Annotated in this window: 22 protein-coding genes and 1 pseudogene; 6 read left to right on the forward strand and 17 right to left on the reverse strand. The window is 45.8% G+C overall.

Annotation, left to right across the window (positions count from 1 at the left end):
* Window position 1: 1 nt before the first annotated feature.
* Entirely contained in the window at window positions 2-790 is a 789-nt protein-coding gene (locus C2758_RS07460) for an ABC transporter permease (protein ID WP_251369171.1), read from the reverse strand.
* Window positions 787-1,329: an ABC transporter permease gene (locus C2758_RS07465; protein ID WP_251369172.1), complete on the reverse strand. Its 543-nt coding sequence runs from the start codon at window positions 1,327-1,329 to the stop codon at window positions 787-789. Before C2758_RS07465 ends, C2758_RS07460 begins: the two co-directional genes overlap by 4 nt.
* A gap of 342 nt (window positions 1,330-1,671) precedes the next feature.
* Here C2758_RS07465 and C2758_RS07470 point away from each other — a divergent pair, with 342 nt between their 5' ends.
* Window positions 1,672-2,718: a LacI family DNA-binding transcriptional regulator gene (locus C2758_RS07470; RefSeq protein ID WP_215327623.1), complete on the forward strand. Its 1,047-nt coding sequence runs from the start codon at window positions 1,672-1,674 to the stop codon at window positions 2,716-2,718.
* 150 nt (window positions 2,719-2,868) lie between these two features.
* Here C2758_RS07470 and C2758_RS07475 read toward each other — a convergent pair whose 3' ends face one another.
* The 10 genes from C2758_RS07475 to uvrB all read right to left on the reverse strand — a co-directional run bounded on the left by C2758_RS07475 (window position 2,869) and on the right by uvrB (window position 12,103).
* Window positions 2,869-3,237 carry a Rap1a/Tai family immunity protein gene (locus C2758_RS07475; protein WP_215327624.1) on the reverse strand — a complete coding sequence of 123 codons (369 nt, stop codon included), beginning with the start codon at window positions 3,235-3,237 and terminating at the stop codon, window positions 2,869-2,871.
* A 17-nt stretch (window positions 3,238-3,254) separates the two neighbouring features.
* The gene (locus tag C2758_RS07480; RefSeq protein ID WP_215327625.1) at window positions 3,255-4,370 is read right to left on the reverse strand and encodes a DUF3300 domain-containing protein; all 1,116 of its coding nucleotides are present in this window, start codon (window positions 4,368-4,370) and stop codon (window positions 3,255-3,257) included.
* A gap of 49 nt (window positions 4,371-4,419) precedes the next feature.
* Window positions 4,420-4,758, reverse strand: coding sequence for an ISC system 2Fe-2S type ferredoxin (gene fdx, locus C2758_RS07485; protein WP_215327626.1), 339 nt, complete (start codon window positions 4,756-4,758; stop codon window positions 4,420-4,422).
* 18 nt (window positions 4,759-4,776) lie between these two features.
* The gene (gene hscA / locus C2758_RS07490; protein ID WP_215327627.1) at window positions 4,777-6,642 is read right to left on the reverse strand and encodes a Fe-S protein assembly chaperone HscA; all 1,866 of its coding nucleotides are present in this window, start codon (window positions 6,640-6,642) and stop codon (window positions 4,777-4,779) included.
* A gap of 18 nt (window positions 6,643-6,660) precedes the next feature.
* Window positions 6,661-7,200 (reverse strand): Fe-S protein assembly co-chaperone HscB, encoded by a 540-nt coding sequence (hscB, locus tag C2758_RS07495; protein ID WP_215327628.1) that lies wholly within the window; start codon window positions 7,198-7,200, stop codon window positions 6,661-6,663.
* Window positions 7,166-7,489, reverse strand: a complete 324-nt coding sequence (iscA, locus tag C2758_RS07500; RefSeq protein WP_046330505.1) for an iron-sulfur cluster assembly protein IscA — start codon at window positions 7,487-7,489, stop codon at window positions 7,166-7,168. The genes hscB and iscA overlap by 35 nt, the downstream gene beginning before the upstream one ends.
* Window positions 7,490-7,508: 19 nt before the next feature.
* Window positions 7,509-7,895 carry a Fe-S cluster assembly scaffold IscU gene (gene iscU, locus C2758_RS07505; protein WP_215304672.1) on the reverse strand — a complete coding sequence of 129 codons (387 nt, stop codon included), beginning with the start codon at window positions 7,893-7,895 and terminating at the stop codon, window positions 7,509-7,511.
* Between the two features lie 64 nt (window positions 7,896-7,959).
* Window positions 7,960-9,219: an IscS subfamily cysteine desulfurase gene (locus C2758_RS07510; protein ID WP_371817692.1), complete on the reverse strand. Its 1,260-nt coding sequence runs from the start codon at window positions 9,217-9,219 to the stop codon at window positions 7,960-7,962.
* Window positions 9,220-9,262: 43 nt separating this feature from the next.
* Window positions 9,263-9,832, reverse strand: coding sequence for a Fe-S cluster assembly transcription factor (locus C2758_RS07515; RefSeq protein WP_215327629.1), 570 nt, complete (start codon window positions 9,830-9,832; stop codon window positions 9,263-9,265).
* A gap of 117 nt (window positions 9,833-9,949) precedes the next feature.
* Window positions 9,950-12,103 (reverse strand): excinuclease ABC subunit UvrB, encoded by a 2,154-nt coding sequence (uvrB, locus tag C2758_RS07520; protein ID WP_371817718.1) that lies wholly within the window; start codon window positions 12,101-12,103, stop codon window positions 9,950-9,952.
* 149 nt (window positions 12,104-12,252) lie between these two features.
* Between uvrB and C2758_RS07525 the strand changes: the two genes are divergently transcribed.
* From C2758_RS07525 to C2758_RS07545, 5 genes and pseudogenes are all read left to right on the forward strand, one after another.
* On the forward strand, window positions 12,253-13,452 hold the full coding sequence (locus C2758_RS07525) for an amino acid aminotransferase (RefSeq protein WP_215327630.1): 1,200 nt from the start codon (window positions 12,253-12,255) through the stop codon (window positions 13,450-13,452).
* A 42-nt stretch (window positions 13,453-13,494) separates the two neighbouring features.
* The gene (locus C2758_RS07530; protein WP_215327631.1) at window positions 13,495-14,793 is read left to right on the forward strand and encodes a polyhydroxyalkanoate depolymerase; all 1,299 of its coding nucleotides are present in this window, start codon (window positions 13,495-13,497) and stop codon (window positions 14,791-14,793) included.
* Window positions 14,794-14,853: 60 nt separating this feature from the next.
* Window positions 14,854-15,537, forward strand: a pseudogene (gene rsxB, locus C2758_RS07535) (electron transport complex subunit RsxB); the annotation flags it as partial.
* Window positions 15,538-15,539: 2 nt separating this feature from the next.
* Complete coding sequence (gene nth / locus C2758_RS07540; RefSeq protein WP_215330196.1) at window positions 15,540-16,196, forward strand: endonuclease III; 657 nt, start codon at window positions 15,540-15,542, stop codon at window positions 16,194-16,196.
* Window positions 16,189-16,614 carry a DUF1841 family protein gene (locus C2758_RS07545; RefSeq protein ID WP_215330197.1) on the forward strand — a complete coding sequence of 142 codons (426 nt, stop codon included), beginning with the start codon at window positions 16,189-16,191 and terminating at the stop codon, window positions 16,612-16,614. Before nth ends, C2758_RS07545 begins: the two co-directional genes overlap by 8 nt.
* On the opposite strand, the gene C2758_RS07550 is transcribed toward C2758_RS07545, so the two are convergent.
* From C2758_RS07550 to clpB, 5 genes are all read right to left on the reverse strand, one after another.
* On the reverse strand, window positions 16,611-17,486 hold the full coding sequence (locus C2758_RS07550) for a DMT family transporter (protein WP_215327632.1): 876 nt from the start codon (window positions 17,484-17,486) through the stop codon (window positions 16,611-16,613). The genes C2758_RS07545 and C2758_RS07550 overlap by 4 nt on opposite strands.
* A 37-nt stretch (window positions 17,487-17,523) precedes the next feature.
* Entirely contained in the window at window positions 17,524-17,964 is a 441-nt protein-coding gene (locus C2758_RS07555) for an HIT family protein (RefSeq protein WP_215327633.1), read from the reverse strand.
* A gap of 113 nt (window positions 17,965-18,077) precedes the next feature.
* Window positions 18,078-19,376: an isocitrate lyase gene (gene aceA, locus C2758_RS07560; RefSeq protein ID WP_215327634.1), complete on the reverse strand. Its 1,299-nt coding sequence runs from the start codon at window positions 19,374-19,376 to the stop codon at window positions 18,078-18,080.
* A 282-nt stretch (window positions 19,377-19,658) separates the two neighbouring features.
* Window positions 19,659-20,897 (reverse strand): MFS transporter, encoded by a 1,239-nt coding sequence (locus C2758_RS07565; RefSeq protein WP_215327635.1) that lies wholly within the window; start codon window positions 20,895-20,897, stop codon window positions 19,659-19,661.
* Between the two features lie 49 nt (window positions 20,898-20,946).
* Window positions 20,947-23,541 carry an ATP-dependent chaperone ClpB gene (gene clpB / locus C2758_RS07570; RefSeq protein WP_215327636.1) on the reverse strand — a complete coding sequence of 865 codons (2,595 nt, stop codon included), beginning with the start codon at window positions 23,539-23,541 and terminating at the stop codon, window positions 20,947-20,949.
* Between the last annotated feature and the right edge of the window lie 111 nt (window positions 23,542-23,652).

The raw sequence follows: 23,652 nt of genomic DNA on the forward strand, positions 1-23,652 counted from the left end.
ATTAAATTTCTTTATAGTGAACAGCAAACTTTTCGGCTTGCCTTAAAAGTACATCAATGAATAAACCGATCAGGCCAATTGCGATCATGCCGCTCATCACAATATCTGTCTGGATACTTGCCTGACCCTTAACCATCATGTAGCCAACCCCGCTAGATGCCACGATCAATTCAGCACCCACCAAGGATTGCCAGCCCAGCCCCGCGGAAATCCTCAGCCCAGCAATAATGGATGGAATGGCAGCGGGAAATAAAACCTCGGTCATAAGGCGTAATTTGCCTGCTCCAAGCATTTTTGCAGCTTCAAGATATTTTTTATCGACGTGGATAGCGCCTCGGTAGGTATTAATTAATACTGGTGGAAATGCCCCCATAAAAATAACTAAGACAGGGCCACCAATACCAGTTCCAAACCAAAGTGCTGCAAATGGAACCCAGGCAATTGGCGCCACAAAACGAATACTTTCAAAAAACGGGGTAATTAATTGATTCGCAAATCTAGATAAAGCCATCAATGGACCAAGTGGTACACCAATGACAACCGCCAATACAAAGCCATACAGGAATCGTTGAAAACTAGAGGTGATGTGCGTAAATAGCGTGTATCCAGAAAATGGCTCTTTCGTTAGCTGAATAAATTTAAAAAGAACCTCGTGTGGCATTGGCAGAAATTGTTTAGGTACAAGACCTAGCATTGCTGAGAGATACCAAAACCCAATAAAACTAGCCACACCCAGTCCAGTCCAAAATATAAATGCGCCTCGGCTTAAACGCTCTTGGTGCGCCATCATGCTCTCCATGGCATTGCAGTGCGCTCAGCCTTAGCCAAAATCTGCGTCATCAACCATCCAGAAATGGCGACGCTAATCATGCCAACTAAAATCATGGCGGGATTAATGTCTTGTGCTGCCTGATTTAAGATTGATCCCAACCCTAGTGTCGCCCCCACTAATTCTGCAGCAACTAAGGTAGTCCATGAGGCTTGTAGTGAGAGTCTTAATCCCGTAAAAATAAGTGGCAAAGCCCCAGGAATCAAAACCTCACGGTAATAAGCAAAGCGGCTAATCCCCAGCATAGCCGCTGCTTCACGTTGCGGAACTTCAATCGACCTCACCCCGGTAAAACTATTAATAACAGCCGGCACAAAAGCAGCCACAAAGATCACCATGACCTTAGCTGAATTACCCAATCCCAGCCAAACAATTGCCAATGGTATCCATGCCAGAGGAGGAATAGGTCTTAAGGTTAAAAAGATAGGGTTTACAAAAGCTTCAACTTTTTTATTGGCCCCCATCAAAATTCCCAGCAGGATTCCCAAAGAAGAGGACACCAGAAATCCCGTGGTAACTAAGAGCATGCTTTGTAAAACATGCTGATACAAGTTGCCGTTGCCGTATCCATGTAACGCAATAATCTTGAATGAATTCCAGGTCTCGGTTGGCGTAGGAAATCTCGCGCTCGATATAGCACCCGTCCATTCGGTCAGCCCAAACCAAACGAAAAGCAAAAGACCAAAAAATAAAAAGAGGGAAAAAATTCTGCTAAAAATTTCTAATTCCTTATAGAATCTTTAAAATGTAAGCGCTTTCACAACTTCCTTTAATTTACCAGCAATATAAAATCCGTCTACATACTTGTTTAAGTATTTACCCGAACTAATGATAAAAAATCTATGAGCACGGTCACAATCCATGATGTTGCAGCCGCAGCAAAAGTTTCCACTGCAACTGTATCGCGAGCCTTAAATCGTCCAGAAACGGTCAGTACCGCGCTTAAGGAAAAAATTAACGGCGTTATTAAAAGATTGGGTTACATCCCCAATGCTGGAGCGCGCGCACTGATGCTGAAGCGCTCAGGGACAATCGGCGCGATAGTGCCTACTCTTGATAATGCTATTTTTTCTCAAGGCCTTGCAGAGTTTCAGAAACAATTAAATCAAGCCGGTTATCAGCTTTTGGTTTCCAGCACTAATTACGACCCCGTCATTGAATCAACCCAGATAAAAAACCTCCTAGCGCGAGGAGTCGAAGGAGTGGTTCTTTTTGGGACTAGCCAGGAAAGAGATGCCCTCAAGCTATTAAAAACTCGGAATATTCCTTATATTCATGTTGGCTCGCTCTCAACTCCTTTTAATGGGTTTGCATCAGGGTTTGATAATAAAGAGGCTATCAAGCTAGGCGTTCAACACCTTCTGGAGATGGGACATAAACATTTCGGCATCCTGACTGGCATCACCGCAGATAACGATCGTGCAAAAGATCGCGTTTTGGGAGCCCTAGAATTACTAGCTCAGAAAAAAATTCGCCTTAAATCTGAGGTGATCGTGGAATGTCACTACGAACTTCAGGAAGCAAGGTTGGGATTGAAAAAGCTGCTACTATCCGATCCCAAAATTACCGCTATCATATGCGGACAGGACGTACTTGCCCTGGGCGCACTGCTGGAGGCTCAAAACCAAAATATTAAAGTTCCCAAGGACCTATCGATTATCGGCTTTGATGATCTAGAAATATCCAGGCACATACTACCAAGCTTAACAACTATACACATTGATGCAATTAGTATGTGGGCTCAGGCAGCTAATCATTTAATTTCACAAATAAATGGTGTCGAAAATTTACCAAAAAAGATTAGGACGGGAGTCCATCTAGTAATACGCGGATCGACAGCCACTGCTCCAAAATATAAAAAAATAAGTCAAAGAAAAACCACCCCGTAGGGTGGTTGAAAAAAATTCATGGAGGTACTACCTAAGAATGAACAACAACCTCATCGTATTCAATTGAAAACCTCATCTAATCAGGCATTGCTTAATTAATGTGCGTAATGCCTCATATTGGTGCAATGGGCGTAGGTAGCTTAGCGCCCGCTATTTACAGGAGTACTTTGCCTCAAAGAATCGGATCAGCGTCTTAGCTGCACGCTCTTGATTGAATTGGGGATTGTTTTGATTCCAAGCCAAGAACTCCTGGAGAATGACTTCTCTTGTACCAGCTTCCGATGAGAAACAAATACTCGGCTTTTGTTTTGAATTGCGCTTAGCAAGATAGGTCTGATAAACACCCTCACCAAAGCCAAAGCAAAAGTTCTGCGCATCCGCGTCGTTGAGGTTTTTGCATAGCTCAACCAATGCAGCAGTAGAGGCATCATTCTTTGGAAGTTCAGACTGAGCAAAAGTATTGACCTGCAACAGTAAAACTGCACTAATGACGAGTAAGATTTTCCAAAATAGTTTCATAGTATCTTCTTTATAAATTAGCGCCTAAATCCACCCATGCGGCCAGCACCAAAACCGCCACGCCCACCGAATCGATCATCATTCATTCGATCAGCACGCGCTTGCTCTCGCATCGCATTTTCTTGGGCAGCCTCACGATAGGTATTTGGATTGCTACGATCCTGCTGGTAATCATTTTTTGCCTCTTGATTTAGACGGTCAGCTTGAGCGCGCTCTTGTGGCGTGGCATTTTTCTGAAAGGCGCTATCTGCGCGCTGCCCCGCCGTTCTTGCCGCTTGTCGATCTTGCGGGGTCGCATTATTTTTCCAGTCATTTAGAAGGCGCTGTTGGTTCTGAATGCTACTAGGGCCAATCAGCCCCCTATTCGTTCTTCCGGGAGAATTTGTATTGTTCACATTAATCGTGCCATCAGACCAGCTAGGCGTGGACCAAAATGCACCACCTACTGCCATCCCGAGACCAAATGACATCATTCCCCAGGCGGGGTTATAAGCAGGATATGGTGGGTAATCTGGATAAGGCCACGCTCCATAAACAACGGTGGGGTTATAGCTCGGCACATAGACAACTTGAGTATTTGCGGGACTAATTAATACGTTTGAATTAGCGTCAGTGCTCACTGTAATTTGCTGATTTGTTTTCAGGGTTCCAGCTTGAACGGCACGCTTGCGTAAAACCTGTACCGCCTTCATCGTATCTGCTGGTTGCAGCTTATAAGCATTTCCCAGATTTTGAGTCCACTGTAACTTACTACCCATCATATTGAATGCTTGCGGGAATGAGATTAGTGACTTCACGCTATCGTTCCACGATTGTGCTTTGAGAGCATCCTCTAATGCGGTGCCACTCAGCTTGGAATTACTATTACGCCAGTTATAGGCTTCAGCCACCTCTAGTGGGTAAGTGGATGCCAATAGCATTAAAGAAAGTAAGGGGTCTGGATATAAAGCAATCGGAGAAAGTAAAGACTGTAATTGCTCTGATGAAATCAACTGCGGTGAACTGTTATAGCCACCACTTTGGGTATAGGATTGTGGATAGTCTATATTTTGATAGGGATCACTATTATTTGAACAAGCACTCAAGAGCGCTGTAAGCCCAATCAAATATCCTGCTTTATTCTGAATATTCATACACTCATTAATCCTCTTGTATTTCTAGAGTGTAATACCGAGCCAGAAATTAGTGATTTTCTTTAGCGTGGTTAATGGAGTATTTTGGGATCTCAATGACTAGGTCCTGGCGCGCCACAATAGCCTGACAAGATAAGCGAGACTGGGGATTGAGGCCCCATGCACGGTCTAACAAATCTTCTTCATTCTCATCAGGCTCATTCAGACTCTGATAACCCTCTTTCACGATTACGTGACAGGTAGTACAAGCGCAGACCATATCGCAGGCATGTTCAATCGGAATATTATTTTCTAGCAAAGCTTCACAAACGGAGGTGCCTGGAGTCACTTCAAGCACGGCACCTTCAGGGCAATACTCGCTATGGGGTAGAACAACGATCTGAGTCATTTGGGTAATTTTCTTTTCTTAAATTTCTGCAACATTCTTACCAGCCAATGCCCTCTTAATACTGGCATTCATGCGCTTTTGGGCAAACTCGTCGGTGGCCTTGGCGGCATGATCGACTGCTTTTCTGAGAATGGCGCTATCAGTTTCTTCCACGAGTATCTTTTGCAAGGCGCCCATTTCTTGATCAACCTCAGCCTGTTCTTGAGAATTCAATAATTCACGATCAGAATCTAAAGCAGTTTGTACAGCATCTAATAAACGTTGGGCATTCACTTGCTCTTCACGTAAAGATCTTGAGAGGAGATCTATTTTGGCTGAGGCAAAACCATCTTGCAGCATGCGTGCAATTTCGGCATCAGTCAAACCATATGATGGTTTGATATCAATTGAGGCTTGTACGCCTGAACCTTGCTCCATGGCACTTACAGAAAGCAATCCATCTGCATCCACTTGATAGGTCACCCGAATGCGAGCAGCTCCAGCAGCCATTGGTGGTATGCCACGCAATTCAAACTTGCCTAAAGAGCGACAGTCTTGTGCCAACTCTCTCTCGCCCTGAACCACCTGAATCGCTAAGGCAGTTTGGCCATCTTTAAAGGTCGTGAAATCCTGAGCACGCGCTACCGGTATAGGTGTGTTGCGAGGAATAATTTTTTCCACCAAGCCACCCATAGTTTCAATACCAAGCGACAGTGGAATGACATCCAATAGGAGCCACTCATCATCCTTACTTTGATTGCCAGCAAGTAAGTCAGCCTGCATTGCTGCGCCTAAAGCGACAACTTGGTCTGGATTGAGATTGTTTAAGGGTTTAGTGCCGAAGAGTTCACCAACCGCACGTTGTACATGAGGCATGCGAGTTGCACCACCAACCATCACAACACCTTTGACTTCATCAGCCTTAAGGCCTGCATCGCGCAAAGCCTTCTTTACAGCAACCAAAGTCTTATTGATTAAGTTTTGCGTGATTTCAAAAAACTGGGCTTGGCTAATGCCCACATTAATCACAGTTCCATCTGCAAGAGTTTCATGAACGCGAGCTAATGGGTTATGACTTAATTGCTCTTTAGCATGTCTACAAGAGAGTAAGAGCTTACGGTGATCTTGAATCGACAGCGGTGAAAGCTTAGCTTGCTCGATTACCCAACAATAGAGACGATGGTCGAAATCATCGCCACCCAATGCAGAGTCGCCGCCTGTGGAGAGTACTTCAAATACCCCTCTGCTCATACGCAAAATGGAGATATCAAAAGTACCGCCGCCCAAATCGTAAACCGCATAGATTCCCTCGGAGGCATTATCTAAACCATAAGCAATGGCAGCAGCAGTAGGCTCATTGAGCAGACGTAAAACTTCAATGCCAGCTAGCTTCGCAGCATCTTTAGTTGCCTGACGCTGAGCATCATCAAAATAAGCAGGCACAGTGATCACTGCACCAACGATGTCGTCATTTACTGAGTCTTCCGCTAACTGGCGCAAGCGTGCCAGAATTTCTGCAGAAACTTCAATCGGACTCTTGTCACCTGCCACTGTTTTGATCTTTAACATCCCGGGCTCATCAACAAAGTCGTAGGGAGTGCTTTCGATATTCTCTACATCAACGATACCCCGACCCATGAAACGTTTAACAGACACGATCGTATTTTTGGGGTCCGAGACAATACTTTCGGCAGCCTCGAAGCCCGCTTGAGTTCTACCATTTGGGAGATATCGCACCACCGAAGGAAGTAACTCGCGCCCTTCTGAATCAGGGAGAACCTTAGGCAAGGCATCCCGCACAATTGCGACTAAAGAGTTAGTAGTGCCTAAATCAATACCTACCGCAATCCGACGCTGATGCGGAGCAAGTGATTTACCAGGTTCGGAGATTTGTAATAAGGCCATGGGGTCTAGAGTGTAAAGCTATACTAAAGCTGAGATGGCATCATCTAGCTCTAGCGCAAACTTATCAATAAAAAGCAAGCCTCTGAGTAACTCAGCTGCGCGCTCATAGTTCTGAGCTCCATCGATAGCCTGTGTAATTTCTACCAAAATATCTCGTTTAGCTTGATCAACCTCTTCAGCTAGAGCTTCGAGAGCACTGAGATCCTCATCTTGATCTTCGAGACTTTCACGCCATTCCATCTGCTTCATCAGAAAAGCGGCTGGCATAGCCGTATTAGTCTCGAGACGTGCATCCACTTTGTGGAGCTGGCAAAGGTAAAGCCCACGCTGAATTGGATTTTTCAAAGTATGAAACGCAGTGTTTGCTAAGGTAGCCATTTGCATAGCCAATCTTTGCTCGGTATCGCTACCGCGAGCATGGCGATCAGGATGTACTTCTTTTTGGATCGCCAAATAGGCTTGATCTAATGCAGACAAATCCAGGTTGAATTGTTGCTCTAAGCCAAAGAAACGAAAGTAATTATCAGACGCGGAAGGATTCACCACAACCACACTCATCTTTTACGTTCGGGTTTTGGAACTTAAAGCCTTCGTTCAAACCTTCACGTACAAAGTCTAATTCGGTGCCATCTAAATAGGCCAAACTCTTAGGATCAATAAAGATGGTGATGCCATTAGATTCAAATTTCGCATCTTCAGGAGCAGCTTCATCCACGTATTCCAGTTGATAGGCTAAACCCGAGCAACCGGTGGTGCGAACACCTAAGCGTAAGCCGCAACCTTTTCCACGCTTATCTAAATTGCGCTGAACATGTTTTGCTGCTTTGTCGGTTAAGGTAATTGCCATGATGAAAGCCTCTTTATCTTTACAGGGCTGGATGCTTTTCTTTGTAATCGGCCACTGCTGCCTTGATGGCATCTTCAGCCAAAATAGAGCAGTGAATTTTTACTGGCGGCAAAGCTAACTCTGCAGCAATCAAGGAGTTCTTGATCTCTAAAGCCTGATCCAAAGTTTTGCCTTTAACCCACTCAGTAACTAATGATGAGGATGCAATCGCAGAACCACAACCGTAGGTCTTGAACTTGGCATCTTCAATCACGCCCTGATCGTTTACACGAATCTGTAACTTCATCACGTCACCGCACGCGGGTGCACCGACCATGCCAGTACCTACTTGGTCATCGCCTTTTTCAAAAGAACCCACGTTGCGGGGATTTTCATAATGATCAATTACTTTGTCGCTATATGCCATGGTATTTTCTCGCTATCTCTTTTGTCTTTTATCTTTTATCTTGCTTAAATATATTCAGTACTGCTTAGTGCGCTGCCCACTGGATGGTGCTGAGATCAATACCATCCTTAAACATTTCCCACAAAGGTGAAAGTTCGCGTAACTTCGCAATCTTCTCTTTCACCAACTTAATTGTGAAATCCACTTCTTCTTCAGTAGTAAAGCGTCCCAAAGTAAAACGAATTGAGCTATGTGCTAATTCATCATTGCGACCAAGGGCGCGCAATACATAAGATGGCTCTAAGGATGCTGAAGTACATGCAGAACCAGAAGAGATAGCTAGGTCTTTCAAGGCCATCAACATCGATTCGCCTTCAACATAGTTAAAGCTGATATTCAGGTTATGCGGAACACGATGATCCATGTCGCCGTTAACGTAGACCTCTTCAATATCCTTCAAACCATTGAGCAAGCGATCGCGCAAAGCACGAATACGCGCATTGCCCGAAGCCATCTCAAGGCGTGCGATGCGGAAAGCCTCACCCAAGCCAACGATTTGATGAACAGCTAATGTGCCAGAACGCATACCGCGCTCATGACCACCACCATGAATCTGCGCCTCAATACGAATACGGGGCTTACGACGCACAAACAAGGCGCCGATACCTTTAGGACCATAGGACTTGTGAGCAGAAAAGCTCATTAAATCTACTTTAGTTTTCTCTAAATCAATTTCAACTTTACCGGTAGCTTGCGCAGCATCCACATGAAAAATCACACCACGTGAGCGGCATAACTCGCCAATACCTGGAATATCTTGGATCACGCCAATCTCGTTATTGACATACATCACTGACAACAAAATAGTACCTGGCTTCATTGCCGCTTCTAGCTGAGCGAAATCAATCAAACCGTTTGGCAGGACATCCAAGTAAGTGGCTTCAAAACCTTCGCGCTCGAGCTCACGAAAAGTATCTAAAGTAGCCTTGTGCTCTGTCTTCACGGTAATGATGTGATTACCGCGATCTTTATAAAAGTGCGCCGCACCCTTCAGTGCCAAATTAATACTCTCAGTTGCACCACTGGTAAATACAATCTCCCTTGGGTCAGCATGCACTAACTGGGCTACTTCTGAACGCGCCCACTCAACCGCCTCCTCTGCAGCCCAACCGTAGGCATGGCTTCGAGATGCGGCATTACCAAACTGCTCGCGCAAGTAAGGCAACATCTTATCTACGACGCGCGGGTCAATCGGCGTAGTCGACGAATAGTCCATATAAACTGGGAAATGCTTAGGACTGAACATCGGTATTGACTGCTGGGGAATGTCTTGTGGTGCGTTCATTTTTTGCTTATCGATTTATGGGTAAAGAGATGGATCTCTTAAATTAACTTTGCCGGGCTAGATTAAAAACAGAATTCACAAGAGGGCGCTTTGGGGCGTCTTCTTTCTTTGCTGCGACTGCTGGTGCCTGCTTTTCAGCTTTAACACTGTCAGCCTTGATTTTCTTGGGTCGCAAATCATGCAATACGATCCCACGTCCAGATTGTTGGTGCACCAAATCTCGTAATGACACGGAACTCAGGTACTCCACCATCTTGGCATTGAGGTTTGACCAAAGATCATGAGTCATGCAATGGCCTTGGCTTTCTTCATCGGTATGACAATTGCCTTTACCGCCACATTGAGTTGCATCCAGTGGCTCATCTACGGCTACGATGATGTCAGCCACGCTAATTTCCTCAGATTTGCGGGCTAGGGTGTAACCACCACCAGGACCGCGAGTACTTTCAACGATATTGAAACGGCGTAACTTGCCGAATAATTGCTCTAAATAAGAGAGGGAAATCTTCTGTCTTTGGCTAATTCCGGCCAAAGTTACAGGCCCGTGCGTCTCACGCAGGGCTAAATCGATCATTGCGGTTACTGCAAAACGGCCTTTAGTTGTAAGTCTCATATGTCACCTTGGTAATGGATTGTTATGGACAGCTAACAGTCGGGCGGGTAATACCCGACCATTCCACTCAACTTTACCATATACCCCACTAAATTGCTCAGGCATTAACCCCTCAATTCAAATGGCGTCCCGAGAGCGGGCGCCAAAGGCCATTTCCTTCACCTTGGTCAATCTATCGCGGGTAGAGGCAGCCTTTTCAAACTCCAAATTCTTGGCCTCAGAGTTCATTTGCTTCTCTAAACGCTTGATTTCACTCGCCAAATCCTTCTCGCTCATATCCTCATAGCGTGCCCGCTCCTGCTCAACTTGCATCTCAGAGCGCTTCTCTTTAACGTCATAGACCCCATCAATGATGTCTTTAATACGCTTTTTAACGCCCCGCGGCTCAATACCGTTAGCCTTATTGAAAGCAATTTGTTTGGTGCGGCGACGCTCCGTTTCGCCCATAGCCCGCTTCATGGAATCGGTAATTCGATCAGCATACAAAATCGCCTTACCTTTGACGTTTCGTGCCGCCCGACCAATGGTCTGAATCAAGCTGCGCTCAGAACGCAAGAAACCCTCTTTATCTGCATCCAAAATGGCGACTAAAGAGACCTCTGGAATATCTAGGCCCTCGCGTAATAAATTAATGCCTACCAATACATCAAAGACACCCAGACGCAAGTCACGCAGAATCTCGACGCGCTCCACCGTGTCAATATCGGAGTGCACATAGCGTACTTTTACTCCGTTATCGGATAAGTAATCCGTGAGTTGCTCAGCCATGCGTTTTGTTAATACCGTTACTAAAACACGTTCGTGGACTTTGACCCGCTCATGAATCTGATTCAGCAAATCATCTACTTGTGTACTTGCTGGCAATACTTCAATTTCTGGATCGACCAATCCAGTCGGTCTAGCAACTTGCTCTACCACTTGTCCAGTGTGCGTATTTTCGTAATCAGCTGGTGTTGCAGAAACAAATACGGTTTGACGCATCTTGGTTTCAAACTCAGTAAATTTGAGTGGGCGGTTATCCATGGCTGAAGGTAAGCGGAATCCAAACTCTACTAAGGTATGTTTACGAGACTTATCGCCGTTGTACATGGCATTAAGCTGACCGATGAGGACATGACTCTCATCTAAGAACATCAGTGCATCATTGGGCAAGTAGTCCACTAAGGTGGGGGGCGCCTCGCCAGGCATAGCGCCAGAGAGATGGCGCGAGTAGTTCTCAATGCCCTTGCAGAAGCCCAATTCATTAAGCATCTCTAAATCAAAGCGGGTACGTTGCTCTAAGCGCTGCGCTTCAACTAGCTTACCATCTTTTACAAATTCATCCAAGCGAATCCGTAACTCCGCCTTGATAGTTTCAATCGCCTTGAGAACGGTGTCACGCGGCGTGACATAGTGCGAGCTTGGATAGACGGTAAAGCGCGGAATCTTCTGACGAATTTTTCCAGTGAGCGGATCAAAAAATTGCAAGCTCTCAATCACATCATCAAAAAGTTCAACGCGCACCGCTAATTCATTATGCTCAGCTGGAAAGATATCAATCGTGTCGCCCCGAACTCGGAAAACACCACGCTTGAAATCGGTTTCATTGCGGTCGTATTGCATGGCGATTAAGCGCATCAAAATATCGCGCTGACTCATCTTGTCACCAGGGCGTAAAGTCATCACCATGCTGTGATAGTCACCTGGATTACCGATACCGTAAATGGCAGATACAGTGGCTACGATCATGACATCGCGCCTCTCCAACAAACTCTTGGTTGCAGACAATCGCATTTGCTCAATATGTTCATTGATTGATGAATCCTTTTCAATAAACAAATCGCGTGTCGGAACATAGGCCTCCGGCTGATAGTAATCGTAGTAACTAACAAAGTACTCCACCGCATTTTTAGGGAAAAATTCCCGAAACTCACTATAGAGCTGAGCAGCTAAGGTCTTGTTTGGAGCAAAAATGATGGCGGGACGACCCGTCCTGGCAATCACATTGGCCATGGTGAAGGTCTTACCCGAGCCAGTAACCCCCAACAGTGTCTGAAACGTCAGGCCATCCTCAATACCAGCCACCAAAGCATCGATTGCAGCGGGCTGATCGCCTGCGGGCGGAAACGGCTGATAGAGATGAAACGGGGAATCTGGGAATGAAACGAATTTGGCTGGGTCTAAATCATGGCCCACCTCGCCCAAAGGATCGGCTACAGAGGTTTTCTTGCTTTCGGCAACTTGGGAATTCGAGGAAGTTTTAGGCAACTTGGGAGGCATCTCAGATATCATTTCAACTGTAAGTTTTAGTTCACAGCGAATTTTGTACAAACGTCGATTTTGCCGTTTTTATTTAGAAATAGTTGAATCCAGCCTCAAAAACAGCCATTCAAAGCAAATTTAACTGAAATATCTCCCTATCCACCCTTTCTGACCATCAAATGAACCTTTTTACTTCAGTCCAGCTAGCACCTAAAGACCCTATTTTCGGCCTCACAGAAGCCTATGTCGCCGATCAACGTGCAGACAAGGTCAACCTAGGTGTTGGCGTGTACTACACCGACGAAGGCAAGGTGCCTCTTTTGAAAGCAGTGATTCAGGCTGAAGAAGCGATTGTTGCAAAGCGCTCACCGCGCAGCTACATTCCAATCGAAGGTCCAAACCCATATAACAGCGCAGTACAGAACTTATTGTTCGGCGCTGACTCGTCGCTCATCAAAGATGGTCGCATTGTTACTGCAGAGTGCCTTGGTGGAACTGGTGCATTGCGAGTTGGTGCTGACTTCATCAAACGCCTCAACTTAAATGCGCCTTGCGCAATTAGCAACCCCACTTGGGAAAACCACCGCGGCATTTTTGAATCCGCTAGCTTTGAAGTAGTTGAGTACACCTACTTCGATGGCAAAACCCGTGGTGTAGATTTTGATGGCATGGTGAAGTCTCTTGAGTCGTTCCCAAAATACACCACCGTATTGCTGCATGCTTGCTGCCACAACCCCACCGGTGCTGACATTACTGAAGCGCAATGGCGTCAAGTGATTGATATCTGTAAAGCGAAAGATCTCATTCCATTTTTAGACGTAGCTTACCAAGGCTTTGCCTCTGGCATTGAGCAAGATGGTGTTGCAGTTCGTTTGTTCGCTGAGTCTGGGATGTCCTTCTTTGTATCGAGCTCTTTTTCCAAATCATTCTCACTCTATGGTGAGCGCGTTGGCGCTTTATCTATCGTGACGCAAAGTAAGGATGAATCCACTCGCGTACTCTCTCAATTGAAGCGCGTGATTCGTACAAATTATTCCAATCCCCCGACTCATGGCGCTGCGATTGCCGCTGCCGTTTTGAATTCACCAGAACTCAGACAGCTCTGGGAAGATGAATTAGCGCAGATGCGCGATCGTATTAAAGCAATGCGTCATGGTCTCGTAGAAAAATTAGCTGCTGCTGGCGTAAAGCAAGACTTTGCTTTTATTGAAGCGCAGCGCGGTATGTTCTCTTACTCAGGCTTGAGCGCTGAACAAGTAGAGCGCCTACAAAAGGAAGATGGTATTTATGCCCTCTCTACAGGCCGTATTTGTGTAGCCGCCCTCAATACTAAAAATATTGATAAGGTAGCTCAAGCAATCGCCCGTGTATTGGCTTAAATAGGTGTAACAAGCAGTTAAACTGAATTACTAGGAGGTACCATGCTATATCAACTACATGAGTTTCAAACAGCGCTACTGCAACCCATTAGTTCATGGGCTCGCGCAGCCTCAAAGGCATTTATCGACGCCTCAAATCCAGCATCCAAAATTCCGGGGTCCGATCGCTTAGCTGCTAGCTACGAACTCCTCTATCGCTTAGGCAAGAACTACGATAAACCCGAGTTTGGTATTCGCTCCGTAATAGCCCATGGCCGTGAAGTAGCGATCCATGAGAAAACGATTACTGCTAAACCGTTTTGTAATTTAATTCGCTTCAAACGCTTCTCTGATGATCTTGATGTCATAAAGAAATTGAAGGATGATCCAGTAGTCTTAGTTGTAGCCCCGCTATCCGGTCATCATTCCACACTGCTACGCGACACCGTACGCACTCTTTTGCAGGATCATAAGGTTTACATCACTGACTGGATTGATGCGCGTATTGTTCCCGCTGATGAGGCCGCCTTTGGTTTGGATGACTATGTTCACTATGTACAAGATTTCATCCGCACCATTGGTGCAGAGAACTTACATGTGATTTCTGTTTGCCAACCTACAGTTCCAACATTGGGTGCAATTTCCTTAATGGCATCTGCCGGTGAAAAAACACCTGCCTCGATGATCATGATGGGTGGCCCTATCGATGCTCGTAAATCACCTACCGCAGTAAATGACTTAGCTGATCAAAAGTCGTATAACTGGTTTGCAAGTCATGTGATTTATAAGGTGCCTCCAAACTATCCAGGCGCTGGCCGTGAGGTTTACCCAGGCTTCTTACAGCACTCCGGCTTTATTGCCATGAATCCACAAAATCACATGCAGTCTCATTGGGATTATTTCCAAAACCTAGTGCGTGGTGATGAGCAAGATGCCGAATCCCATATTCGTTTCTATGATGAGTACAACGCAGTCATAGATATGGATGCGAAGTACTACTTAGACACTATTAAGACCGTATTTCAGGATCATTCTTTGCCAAATGGCACTTGGTCAGTCTCGGGCGACTTAGTGAAACCGCAGGATATTAAAAAGACTGCCCTTCTCACAGTGGAAGGTGAGTTAGACGATATTTCTGGTAGCGGACAAACTCGCGCAGCACATGCACTATGTGTTGGCATTCCAAAGACTGCCAAAGACCATTACGAAGTTACCGGTGCTGGTCACTATGGCATCTTCTCAGGTCGTCGTTGGCGCGAGAAGGTGTATCCAAAAATTAAATCATTTATTCGCGAGCACCAAGGTGTTCAGAAGAAAACCCGCGCTAGACCCCCAAAACTAGAGGGCTCAAAGTCCGCATAAATCAGCGGCGCGACTTTCGAGTCGCGCTTCTTGTTTTAGGGCGCGAAAATTGCAATGAATATGAAGCAGACGAAAGAACTTGCAGATCGTCTCGAGGACATCCTTCCTCAAACCCAATGTACTAAATGCAGCTACCCAGATTGCCGAGCTTATGCAGAAGCAATGGCAACAGGTGAGGCCCTACCCAATCGCTGCCCTCCTGGCGGAGTAGAAGGTATTAAGCGGCTGAGCACAATTCTGACACTAACCTTTCCTCAAGATGCGTTTGAACTACACCCCCAGATCGATCCTGAATGCGGTTTAGAGCGCCCTAGACCTGTTGCATTCATCGACCCTAAGACTTGTATTGGTTGCACGCTCTGTATTCAGGCTTGTCCGGTAGATGCGATTGTGGGAGCCTCTAAGCAGATGCATGTGGTCTTAAGCGAATGGTGTACGGGTTGTGACCTCTGCATTCCCCCTTGCCCTGTAGACTGCATCACCATGATAGATGTGACTGAGCAAAAAACTGGCTGGGATGCCTGGTCTCCAGAGTTAGCGGATGCGGCGCGTGCGAGATATGCAGCTCGTGATGTTCGATTGGATCGCGAGCAACGTGACAATGATGAGCGGCTAACAAAGAAGGCTGCCACCAAACTCGTTGCCGTGAATGCAGAAATTCCTGATTCTGAAGCTGCCCTAAAAGAGCAAGAAAGAAAGCGGGCCATCATCGCCGCTGCGATCGCGCGAGCTCAGCAACAGAAATGATGAATCTGCAAAAGCGCCAAGCTTTCTTTGAGCTACTCAGGGAAAACAATCCCCATCCAGAAACTGAATTGGAATACAGCTCTCCGTTTGAGCTGCTCATTGCCGTATTACTATCGGCACAAGCAACCGATATTTCAGTAAACAAAGGTACACGCCAGCTATTTAAGATTGCCAACACGCCTCAAGCTCTTCTGGATTTAGGTGAGCAAGGTGTGAAGCCTTTCATTCAGCACATTGGCTTATTCAACTCCAAAGGCAAACACATTCAAGAGACTTGTCGACTGCTGCTGGAAAAGCATGGTGGCGAAGTGCCTCAAAATCGCGAAGAGCTAGAGTTACTACCAGGCGTTGGCAGAAAGACTGCAAACGTGATTCTCAATACCGCCTTTGGTCAGCCTACTATGGCCGTCGATACCCATATCTTTAGAGTCTCAAACCGCACTGGTTTGGCACCTGGCAAAGATGTTGTGAAAGTTGAAGAGCAATTACTCAAACGCATCCCCAAAGAGTTTTTAATGGATGCGCATCATTGGCTTATCCTGCATGGCAGATATACCTGCAAAGCCCGAGCGCCTGAATGCGAACAATGTATTGTTGAGCCTCTCTGCAGCTTTAAACAAAAAACTGGCAAAGGAAAAGTTCGTGGCAATATTTAATCCCACCCGCGAAGAAGTAAGGCGTTTTTTTTGTGATACCTGGGAGAAGAAAACTGGAGATCATATTCTGACGCCAATGGAAACGATTGCTGGTGACTGGATGGTGGAGCACCCGGAATATCATGCCCTCCTGGCAGATCCAGAAGGTGCGATTACCCAAGACTACACACCTGAACGTGGCGAGACTAATCCCTTCTTGCACCTCTCAATGCATCTATCAATTAGCGAGCAAATCTCGATTGATCAACCGCCAGGCATTAAAGAGGTCTCCGAAAAGCTAGCAAAGAAAAAAGGTTCTGCACATGACGCTCAGCACGCCATGATGGAGTGCTTGGGACAAGTCATGTGGGAAGCGCAACGTGAGGGGCAAGCACTGAGCCCCGAGAAATATCTTGAGGCACTACAAAAACTGATCTAGTGACTGCGCTTCACGAGCATTCGCTTGCTCAGGATTACGGTAGAGACAACCAAAAAAGCAAAGACCATGTTCATTAAGGTAATGCGATCATCTAAGAAAAAACTGGAGGCCAACAGCGTACAAAAAGGCTGAATCAATTGCACTTGACTGACCCTAGCGATTCCACCGATAGCTAGACCTTCGTACCAAAAGAAAAAGCCTAAGTACATCGGAAATATACTGAGGTACACAAAGCTTGTCCAAGCTACTACGTCAGCACCCCAATATGATGAAGAAAATGTGAAGTACGTTGCCACGATATTAATCGGCAATGAAATCACTAGCGCCCAAGAAATTACTACCCGCGGATTCATCTTTCGGGATAACTCCCCGCCCTCTACATACCCTACGCAAGCACATATGCCACCCAGTACCAACAAAATATCTACATAGGTAAAGCTTCCAGAACTTTTAAGTAGAGCGTACATCATTACCAGTGCAGCGCCCAAGATGGATACAAGCCAAAAACCGATAGAAGGACGCTCCTTAAAGCGGATAACTCCGATCACTGTAGTCGCTAAGGGCATCATCCCCAAAATGACGGCACCATGAGAGGATGATCCCTCTTTCATGGCTAAGGTAGTAAAAATTGGAAATCCAAAAACTACACCCAGTGCAATCACAGCAAACTTTACTAAGTCAGTTTTACTGGGGAGTGGCACTTGCTTATACAAAAGATAGCTTAAAGCAACTAAGCCGGCTAAAGAAGCCCTACCAAATGCAATGAAGTAAGGATTGAAGCTTTGAACGGTAATTTTGCTTACCGGCAAGGTTAGGCTAAAAACAAGAATGCCAATAAAGCCAATGAGCATTCCCTTAGTTTCTTTATTCACTATCACCCTTGGGAGAAAAAACGCTACTGAACAATTTTTAAGACAGTGTGGCGATGGCAGCTTTAATTGCTGCGGGTAATTGACTGGCAAGCTGCTGACGTTCCACTAGTGTAGTGAGAGGTAATTCTTGCACCCTTTTTGACCACACAGAGCCTGGAAAGAAAGCATCGTCTTGATACCTCGGGATGACATGCCAATGTATGTGGGGAACCATATTGCCTAAGGCTGCAATATTGACCTTATCTGGACACATCACATGCCTTATCGCCTCTTCTACAGCAAACACTAAGGTCATGAGATGCTCGCGCTCACCAGGGGTCAGATCTGTCATTTCAGCGACATGGTGATTCCAGATCACACGGCAAAAACCAGGCAAATCAGGATCATTCACCAGGATGGCTCGGCAATCATCCCCACGCCAAATCAACTGGCCCTCTTCAGGCTTAAGCTCTTCTTTACAGAGTGCGCAATTAGTCATGGGAAGAATGTAAACGAAAACGGCATCTAAGTCACCTTTGTGGGGTAATTTAGATGCCGCGACAGTAAGGGTGGATTCTTTTACTGCCCTATTACTAATTACTTAGAGATTGCTTAGTGGAACTGCTCTTCTTCCGTAGAGCCGGTCAATGCAGTTACTGAAGACTTACCTCCTTGAATCACAGTAGTAACATCATCGAAGTAACCAGTACCTACTTCCTGCTGATGCGATACGAATGTGTAACCACGATCACGAGCAGCGAATTCTGGCTCTTGTACCTTCTCAATGTAGGCAGTCATGCCACGCTTCATGTAGTCCTGAGCTAAGTCGAACATGTTGTACCACATCGAATGAATGCCAGCGAGGGTAATAAATTGATACTTGTAACCCATTGCACCTAATTCACGCTGGAACTTCGCAATCGTTGCGTCATCCAAGTTCTTCTTCCAATTGAAAGAGGGTGAGCAGTTGTAGGCCAACATCTTGCCTGGGAACTTCGCACGAATTGCTTCGGCAAACTTACGAGCAAAATCTAAGTCTGGTGTACCGGTTTCACACCACACCATATCAGCGTAAGCGGCATATGCCAAACCACGGGAGATCGCTTGATCCAAGCCCTTACGTGTTTTGTAAAAGCCTTCTGGAGTGCGCTCACCTGTCAAGAATGGTTTGTCATTTGCATCGTAATCCGATGTCAACAGATCGGCAGCTTCAGCATCAGTACGAGCCAAGATGATGGTTGAAACCCCCATTACGTCAGCAGCCAAACGGGCAGAAATCAATTTCTGTACTGACTCAGCCGTAGGCAATAACACTTTGCCTCCCAGGTGACCGCACTTCTTAACGGAAGATAATTGATCTTCGAAGTGAACGCCAGCTGCACCCTGCTTGATCAGTGCTTTACTAAGTTCGAATGCATTCAATACACCGCCGAAGCCTGCTTCAGCATCAGCAACGATGGGAGCGAAATACTCGACATAACCCGCATCGCCTTTATTAATGCCCTTAGATGTTTGGATTTCATCAGCACGTTGGAATGAGTTATTAATACGCTCAACCATCTTCGGAACTGAATCTACTGGATATAAGGATTGGTCTGGATACATCGCTGCAGAAGAGTTACCGTCAGCAGCAACTTGCCAACCTGATAAGTAAATTGCTTGCACACCAGCCTTAACCTGTTGCATTGCCTGACCACCAGTCAGAGCACCTAAACAGTTAACGTACGCTTCGTTATTCACCAGCTCCCAGAGACGCTCTGCGCCATGCTTAGCTAAAGTGTGCTCAATCTTTAATGAGCCACGAAGACGGACAACGTCTTCAGCCGTGTAACCACGAGTAATGCCTTGCCAGCGTGGATTGGTATCCCAGTCTTTTTGTAGAGCTGCGATTTCTGCTTTGCGATCTGCCATGTTTTTCTCCCTTAGTTAAACGAATACATCGAATATTGAGACACTCAGTACAGACAATGAAGTCTTATGTCTTATATAAGAGTTTAAGTACCTTGAGAAAGCATGCAAGCACTATTTCAGTAATGATTGAAAATAATTAGTTCAATAAATTCAATTACTTAAAACTAATTTTTTATATTATGAAATATAAATTCAGGCAACGAAATAATGCCCAACTTGAAATATTGCACTGCATTTTGCGTATGGGAATGACTTTTCACATTGTGAAAAGCAATGAGTCTATCAGCTAGCTTTGGGAGTGCTGATGCTCGCAACCTTAAACCCAGTCAAAATAATCATGAGTTGGAGAAGGGCCACGCCAATAAATAAGAGCTTTGGCAAGCCCACATCCAAGAAGATTCCAAAGATTAGAGGGCTTAGGGCGGCGCCCAAATCAATACCTGAATAAACAATACCGTACACCCTACCCGATGAGCTAGAGGGTGTTGCAGAGCGAATCATCAAGTCACGGGATGGTGCCGCTATTCCTAAGCCAAGCCCAATCACAATGAAAGCAATGATGATTAACTCTACAGGCACCAAACCCGTAGCCATTAGAAGGCCCATGACGATGTTCACAGTGAAGCAAATCGTAATGATGCGCTCAGGCACTTTTAATTTGGTGGCCAAATAGCCACCTAGTAACATTCCCCCAGCGCCACCCAAGGACATGAGTGTTAAATAATAATTACCAGAACTCACGGCAATGTCATAGATTTTAAAAAGCGCAGTTGGGGCAAATGATTGCAAGCCGGTAGTGGCAGCCATGCTAAAGAAAAAGAAAATCCAGCAAAGCCAAACAACAGGCAGCTTCAGGAAACCAAAAGTGCTCATGGGTGCGCCACCGGGATTGTTCGCAATATGACTAGCCTCTGATTCATCCCGCCTGGCCTGGACATCATCTACTAAACGAGCGCGACTGACCCAGAGAGTTAACAGAATAAGTACCTCTAGTACTGCGGCAGAAAAAAACGCAATACGCCAATCTGCAATAGTGGTTATAGCCACCATGAATGCTGGAGCAGCAGCCCAGCCGATATAGCCCGTTACCCCATGAATGGAATAAGCGTAAGGCAAATTTGGTGGTGAAATTTTGTGATTAATCAGCGTGTAATCCACTGGATGGAAAACGCCATTGCCACATCCCGCAATCACCGCACCTAGAACTAACATAGCGTAGCCATTACTTTGTGAGTAAGTGAGTGCAGCCAACGCAAGTAAAGCGACGCCAGCAAATAAGACAGGGCGAGACCCAATACGGTCTACTAAAAATCCAGATGCCGCCTGAACAATGCAAGAGACTACAAAGAAAATAGTCATGAGCAAGCCCAGTTCAGCATAGTTAAAGCCGAACTCCGCTTTCAACCATGGGAACATGGGTGGCAGAATTAAATGAAAGAAATGGGAGCTACCGTGAGCGAGGCTAATGAGACCAACAACCCGGACATCACTGGCGCGCCTATTTTTTAGAGCGTCAATCATGTACCGAGTTTACTGGTGCAAGCCTATTCCTGCAGATTTTTTGATGGGATTACTTGCTAAAGCTGAAATCGCCGTTCTTATCAACGCCCACTGGAACAGTGTCCTTAGGGCCAAACTTGCCTTCCAAGATCATCTTGGAAACTGGATTCTCGATATATTGCTGAATTGCACGCTTTAAAGGTCTCGCTCCAAATACAGGATCAAAACCGACTTCCGCAATCTTGCTTAAAGCAGCATCACTCACGTCCATCTGCATATCGATCTTGGCCAAACGATCTGACAAGTTCTTGAGTAAGATCTTTGCGATATTGGCGATATTGCCTTTATCTAAACCATGGAAAACTACGATCTCATCAATCCGGTTTAAGAACTCAGGGCGGAAATGACTCTTTAACTCTTCAAATACCGCCTCTTTAATCTCTAACTGCTTCTTACCCACCATCGACTGAATGAGATGTGAGCCAATATTGCTTGTCATCACAATCACGGTGTTCTTAAAGTCTACGGTACGACCTTGACCATCCGTTAAGCGGCCATCGTCCAATACTTGCAAGAGCACATTGAAGACATCCGGATGCGCTTTTTCAATCTCATCAAACAAGATGACGCTATATGGATGACGACGCACTTGCTCAGTAAGGTAACCACCCTCTTCGTAGCCTACATAGCCCGGAGGCGCACCGATTAAACGGGCAACACTATGCTTCTCCATAAACTCGCTCATATCAATACGAATGAGGTGCTCTTCACTATCAAATAAGAAACCAGCCAAGGCTTTACAAAGCTCAGTCTTACCCACACCAGTAGGCCCTAAGAATAAGAATGAGCCATAAGGGCGATTCTCTTCAGAAAGACCTGCGCGGGAGCGACGAATAGCATCAGATACCGCACGAATAGCCTCCTCTTGGCCAACTACGCGCTGATGTAACAACTCCTCCATCTTGAGTAACTTATCGCGTTCACCCTGCATCATCTTCGATACTGGAATGCCTGTAGCACGAGAAACTACTTCAGCGATTTCTTCTGCTCCAACTTGGGTACGTAAGAGTTTGTTCTTGACTACGCCATCTTTATCACCCTTTGCTTCAGCAGCGGCAGCGGATTTGAGTTTGGCTTCAAGCTCAGGTAATTTGCCATATTGCAATTCTGCAACTTGCTCTAGCTTTCCCTCACGCTGTAACTTATTGATATCTGCGCGAACTTTTTCGATCTCCTCTTTGAGATGAGCTGCACCTAATACGGCACCCTTTTCCGCTTTCCAGATTTCCTCAAGATCAGCATACTCAGCACCCAAGCGCTTGATCTCATCCTCAATCAAGCCAAGACGTTTTTGCGATGCTTCATCTTTTTCTTTCTTAACCGCTTCACGCTCAATCTTGAGCTGAATCAGACGACGCTCTAGCTTATCCATGACCTCTGGCTTGGAATCAATTTCCATCCGAATGCGTGAGCCGGCCTCATCAATGAGGTCGATAGCTTTATCTGGCAAGAAACGATCGGTAATATAGCGATGCGATAACTCTGCTGCCGCCACGATGGCTGGGTCAGTGATCTCAATACCATGGTGCAGCTCGTAACGTTCTTGCAAACCGCGCAAGATAGCAATAGTCGCCTCTACGCTAGGTTCTTCCACCATCACTTTTTGAAAGCGGCGCTCGAGTGCAGCATCCTTCTCAATATACTTGCGGTATTCATCTAGAGTGGTTGCGCCGATGCAATGTAACTCACCACGCGCCAGAGCAGGCTTAAGCATATTGCCAGCATCCATTGCGCCATCACCCTTACCTGCACCCACCATCGTATGTATCTCATCAATGAAGATGATGGTTTGACCTTCGTCCTTGGCCACATCACTCAGAACAGCCTTGAGTCGCTCTTCGAATTCACCACGATACTTAGCACCTGCTAATAACAAAGCCATATCCAATACGAGGACGCGCTTGTTCTTGAGGGTTTCAGGAACTTCTCCATTGACGATACGCTGGGCCAAACCCTCAACAATCGCCGTCTTACCAACACCTGGCTCACCAATGAGGACCGGGTTGTTCTTACCGCGACGTTGCAAAATCTGAATGGTGCGACGAATCTCATCATCACGACCAATCACAGGATCGAGCTTGCCCATACGAGCACGCTCCGTCAAATCAATGGTGTATTTCTTTAAGGCCTCACGTTGACCTTCAGCATCCGCACTATTCACTGACTCTCCTCCGCGCACTAAATCAATAGCCGCTTCTAACGATTTACGATTTAAACCATTCTCACGAGCCATCTTACCGAGCTCACCTTTATCATCGGCCACCACTAACAAAAATAATTCACCAGCAATAAATTGATCATTGCGCTTATTGGCTTCTTTTTCACATAAGTTGAGCCAATTACTTAAATCGCGGCCCACCTGAACCTCACCACTGGTGCCCTGCACTTCTGGGAGGTTGGCGATGAGTTTCTCAGTTGCCTTTTCAAGACCCGGTACGTTCACGCCAGCGCGTGTTAATAAACTCTTAGCACTACCATCTGAGTCGCGTAGCATCGCTAGCAGTAAATGGGCAGGCTCGATATATTGATTATCTTTTGCCAAAGCAAGACTTTGCGCCTCACTGAGCGCTTCTTGAAACTTCGTAGTTAATTTATCTATTCTCATTTTTTAATTCCTATTTACTACAGCTATTTTTTACATATATCTATCTATAGAATATAGGGGCATTATTGATAATTTCAAGTCCGTTAGACCTCTTTTTAAGCGAATTAATCC

The organism is Polynucleobacter sp. AP-Sving-400A-A2, assembly GCF_018688155.1.
Lineage (GTDB): Bacteria > Pseudomonadota > Gammaproteobacteria > Burkholderiales > Burkholderiaceae > Polynucleobacter.

Excerpts from the sequence above, each read along its gene's own strand:
- clpB (WP_215327636.1), bottom strand. The coding sequence starts at position 23,541 with ATGAGAATAGATAAATTAACTACGAAGTTTCAAGAAGCGCTCAGTGAG.
- C2758_RS07475 (WP_215327624.1), bottom strand. The coding sequence starts at position 3,237 with ATGAAACTATTTTGGAAAATCTTACTCGTCATTAGTGCAGTTTTACTG.
- C2758_RS07480 (WP_215327625.1), bottom strand. The coding sequence starts at position 4,370 with ATGAATATTCAGAATAAAGCAGGATATTTGATTGGGCTTACAGCGCTC.
- C2758_RS07470 (WP_215327623.1), top strand. The coding sequence starts at position 1,672 with ATGAGCACGGTCACAATCCATGATGTTGCAGCCGCAGCAAAAGTTTCC.
- C2758_RS07530 (WP_215327631.1), top strand. The coding sequence starts at position 13,495 with ATGCTATATCAACTACATGAGTTTCAAACAGCGCTACTGCAACCCATT.
- iscU (WP_215304672.1), bottom strand. The coding sequence starts at position 7,895 with ATGGCATATAGCGACAAAGTAATTGATCATTATGAAAATCCCCGCAAC.
- C2758_RS07460 (WP_251369171.1), bottom strand. The coding sequence starts at position 790 with ATGATGGCGCACCAAGAGCGTTTAAGCCGAGGCGCATTTATATTTTGG.
- C2758_RS07515 (WP_215327629.1), bottom strand. The coding sequence starts at position 9,832 with ATGAGACTTACAACTAAAGGCCGTTTTGCAGTAACCGCAATGATCGAT.
- iscA (WP_046330505.1), bottom strand. The coding sequence starts at position 7,489 with ATGGCAATTACCTTAACCGACAAAGCAGCAAAACATGTTCAGCGCAAT.
- uvrB (WP_371817718.1), bottom strand. The coding sequence starts at position 12,103 with ATGATATCTGAGATGCCTCCCAAGTTGCCTAAAACTTCCTCGAATTCC.
- nth (WP_215330196.1), top strand. The coding sequence starts at position 15,540 with ATGAATCTGCAAAAGCGCCAAGCTTTCTTTGAGCTACTCAGGGAAAAC.
- C2758_RS07525 (WP_215327630.1), top strand. The coding sequence starts at position 12,253 with ATGAACCTTTTTACTTCAGTCCAGCTAGCACCTAAAGACCCTATTTTC.
- C2758_RS07510 (WP_371817692.1), bottom strand. The coding sequence starts at position 9,219 with ATGAACGCACCACAAGACATTCCCCAGCAGTCAATACCGATGTTCAGT.
- hscA (WP_215327627.1), bottom strand. The coding sequence starts at position 6,642 with ATGGCCTTATTACAAATCTCCGAACCTGGTAAATCACTTGCTCCGCAT.
- hscB (WP_215327628.1), bottom strand. The coding sequence starts at position 7,200 with ATGAGTGTGGTTGTGGTGAATCCTTCCGCGTCTGATAATTACTTTCGT.
- C2758_RS07555 (WP_215327633.1), bottom strand. The coding sequence starts at position 17,964 with ATGACTAATTGCGCACTCTGTAAAGAAGAGCTTAAGCCTGAAGAGGGC.
- aceA (WP_215327634.1), bottom strand. The coding sequence starts at position 19,376 with ATGGCAGATCGCAAAGCAGAAATCGCAGCTCTACAAAAAGACTGGGAT.
- fdx (WP_215327626.1), bottom strand. The coding sequence starts at position 4,758 with ATGACTCAGATCGTTGTTCTACCCCATAGCGAGTATTGCCCTGAAGGT.
- C2758_RS07565 (WP_215327635.1), bottom strand. The coding sequence starts at position 20,897 with ATGATTGACGCTCTAAAAAATAGGCGCGCCAGTGATGTCCGGGTTGTT.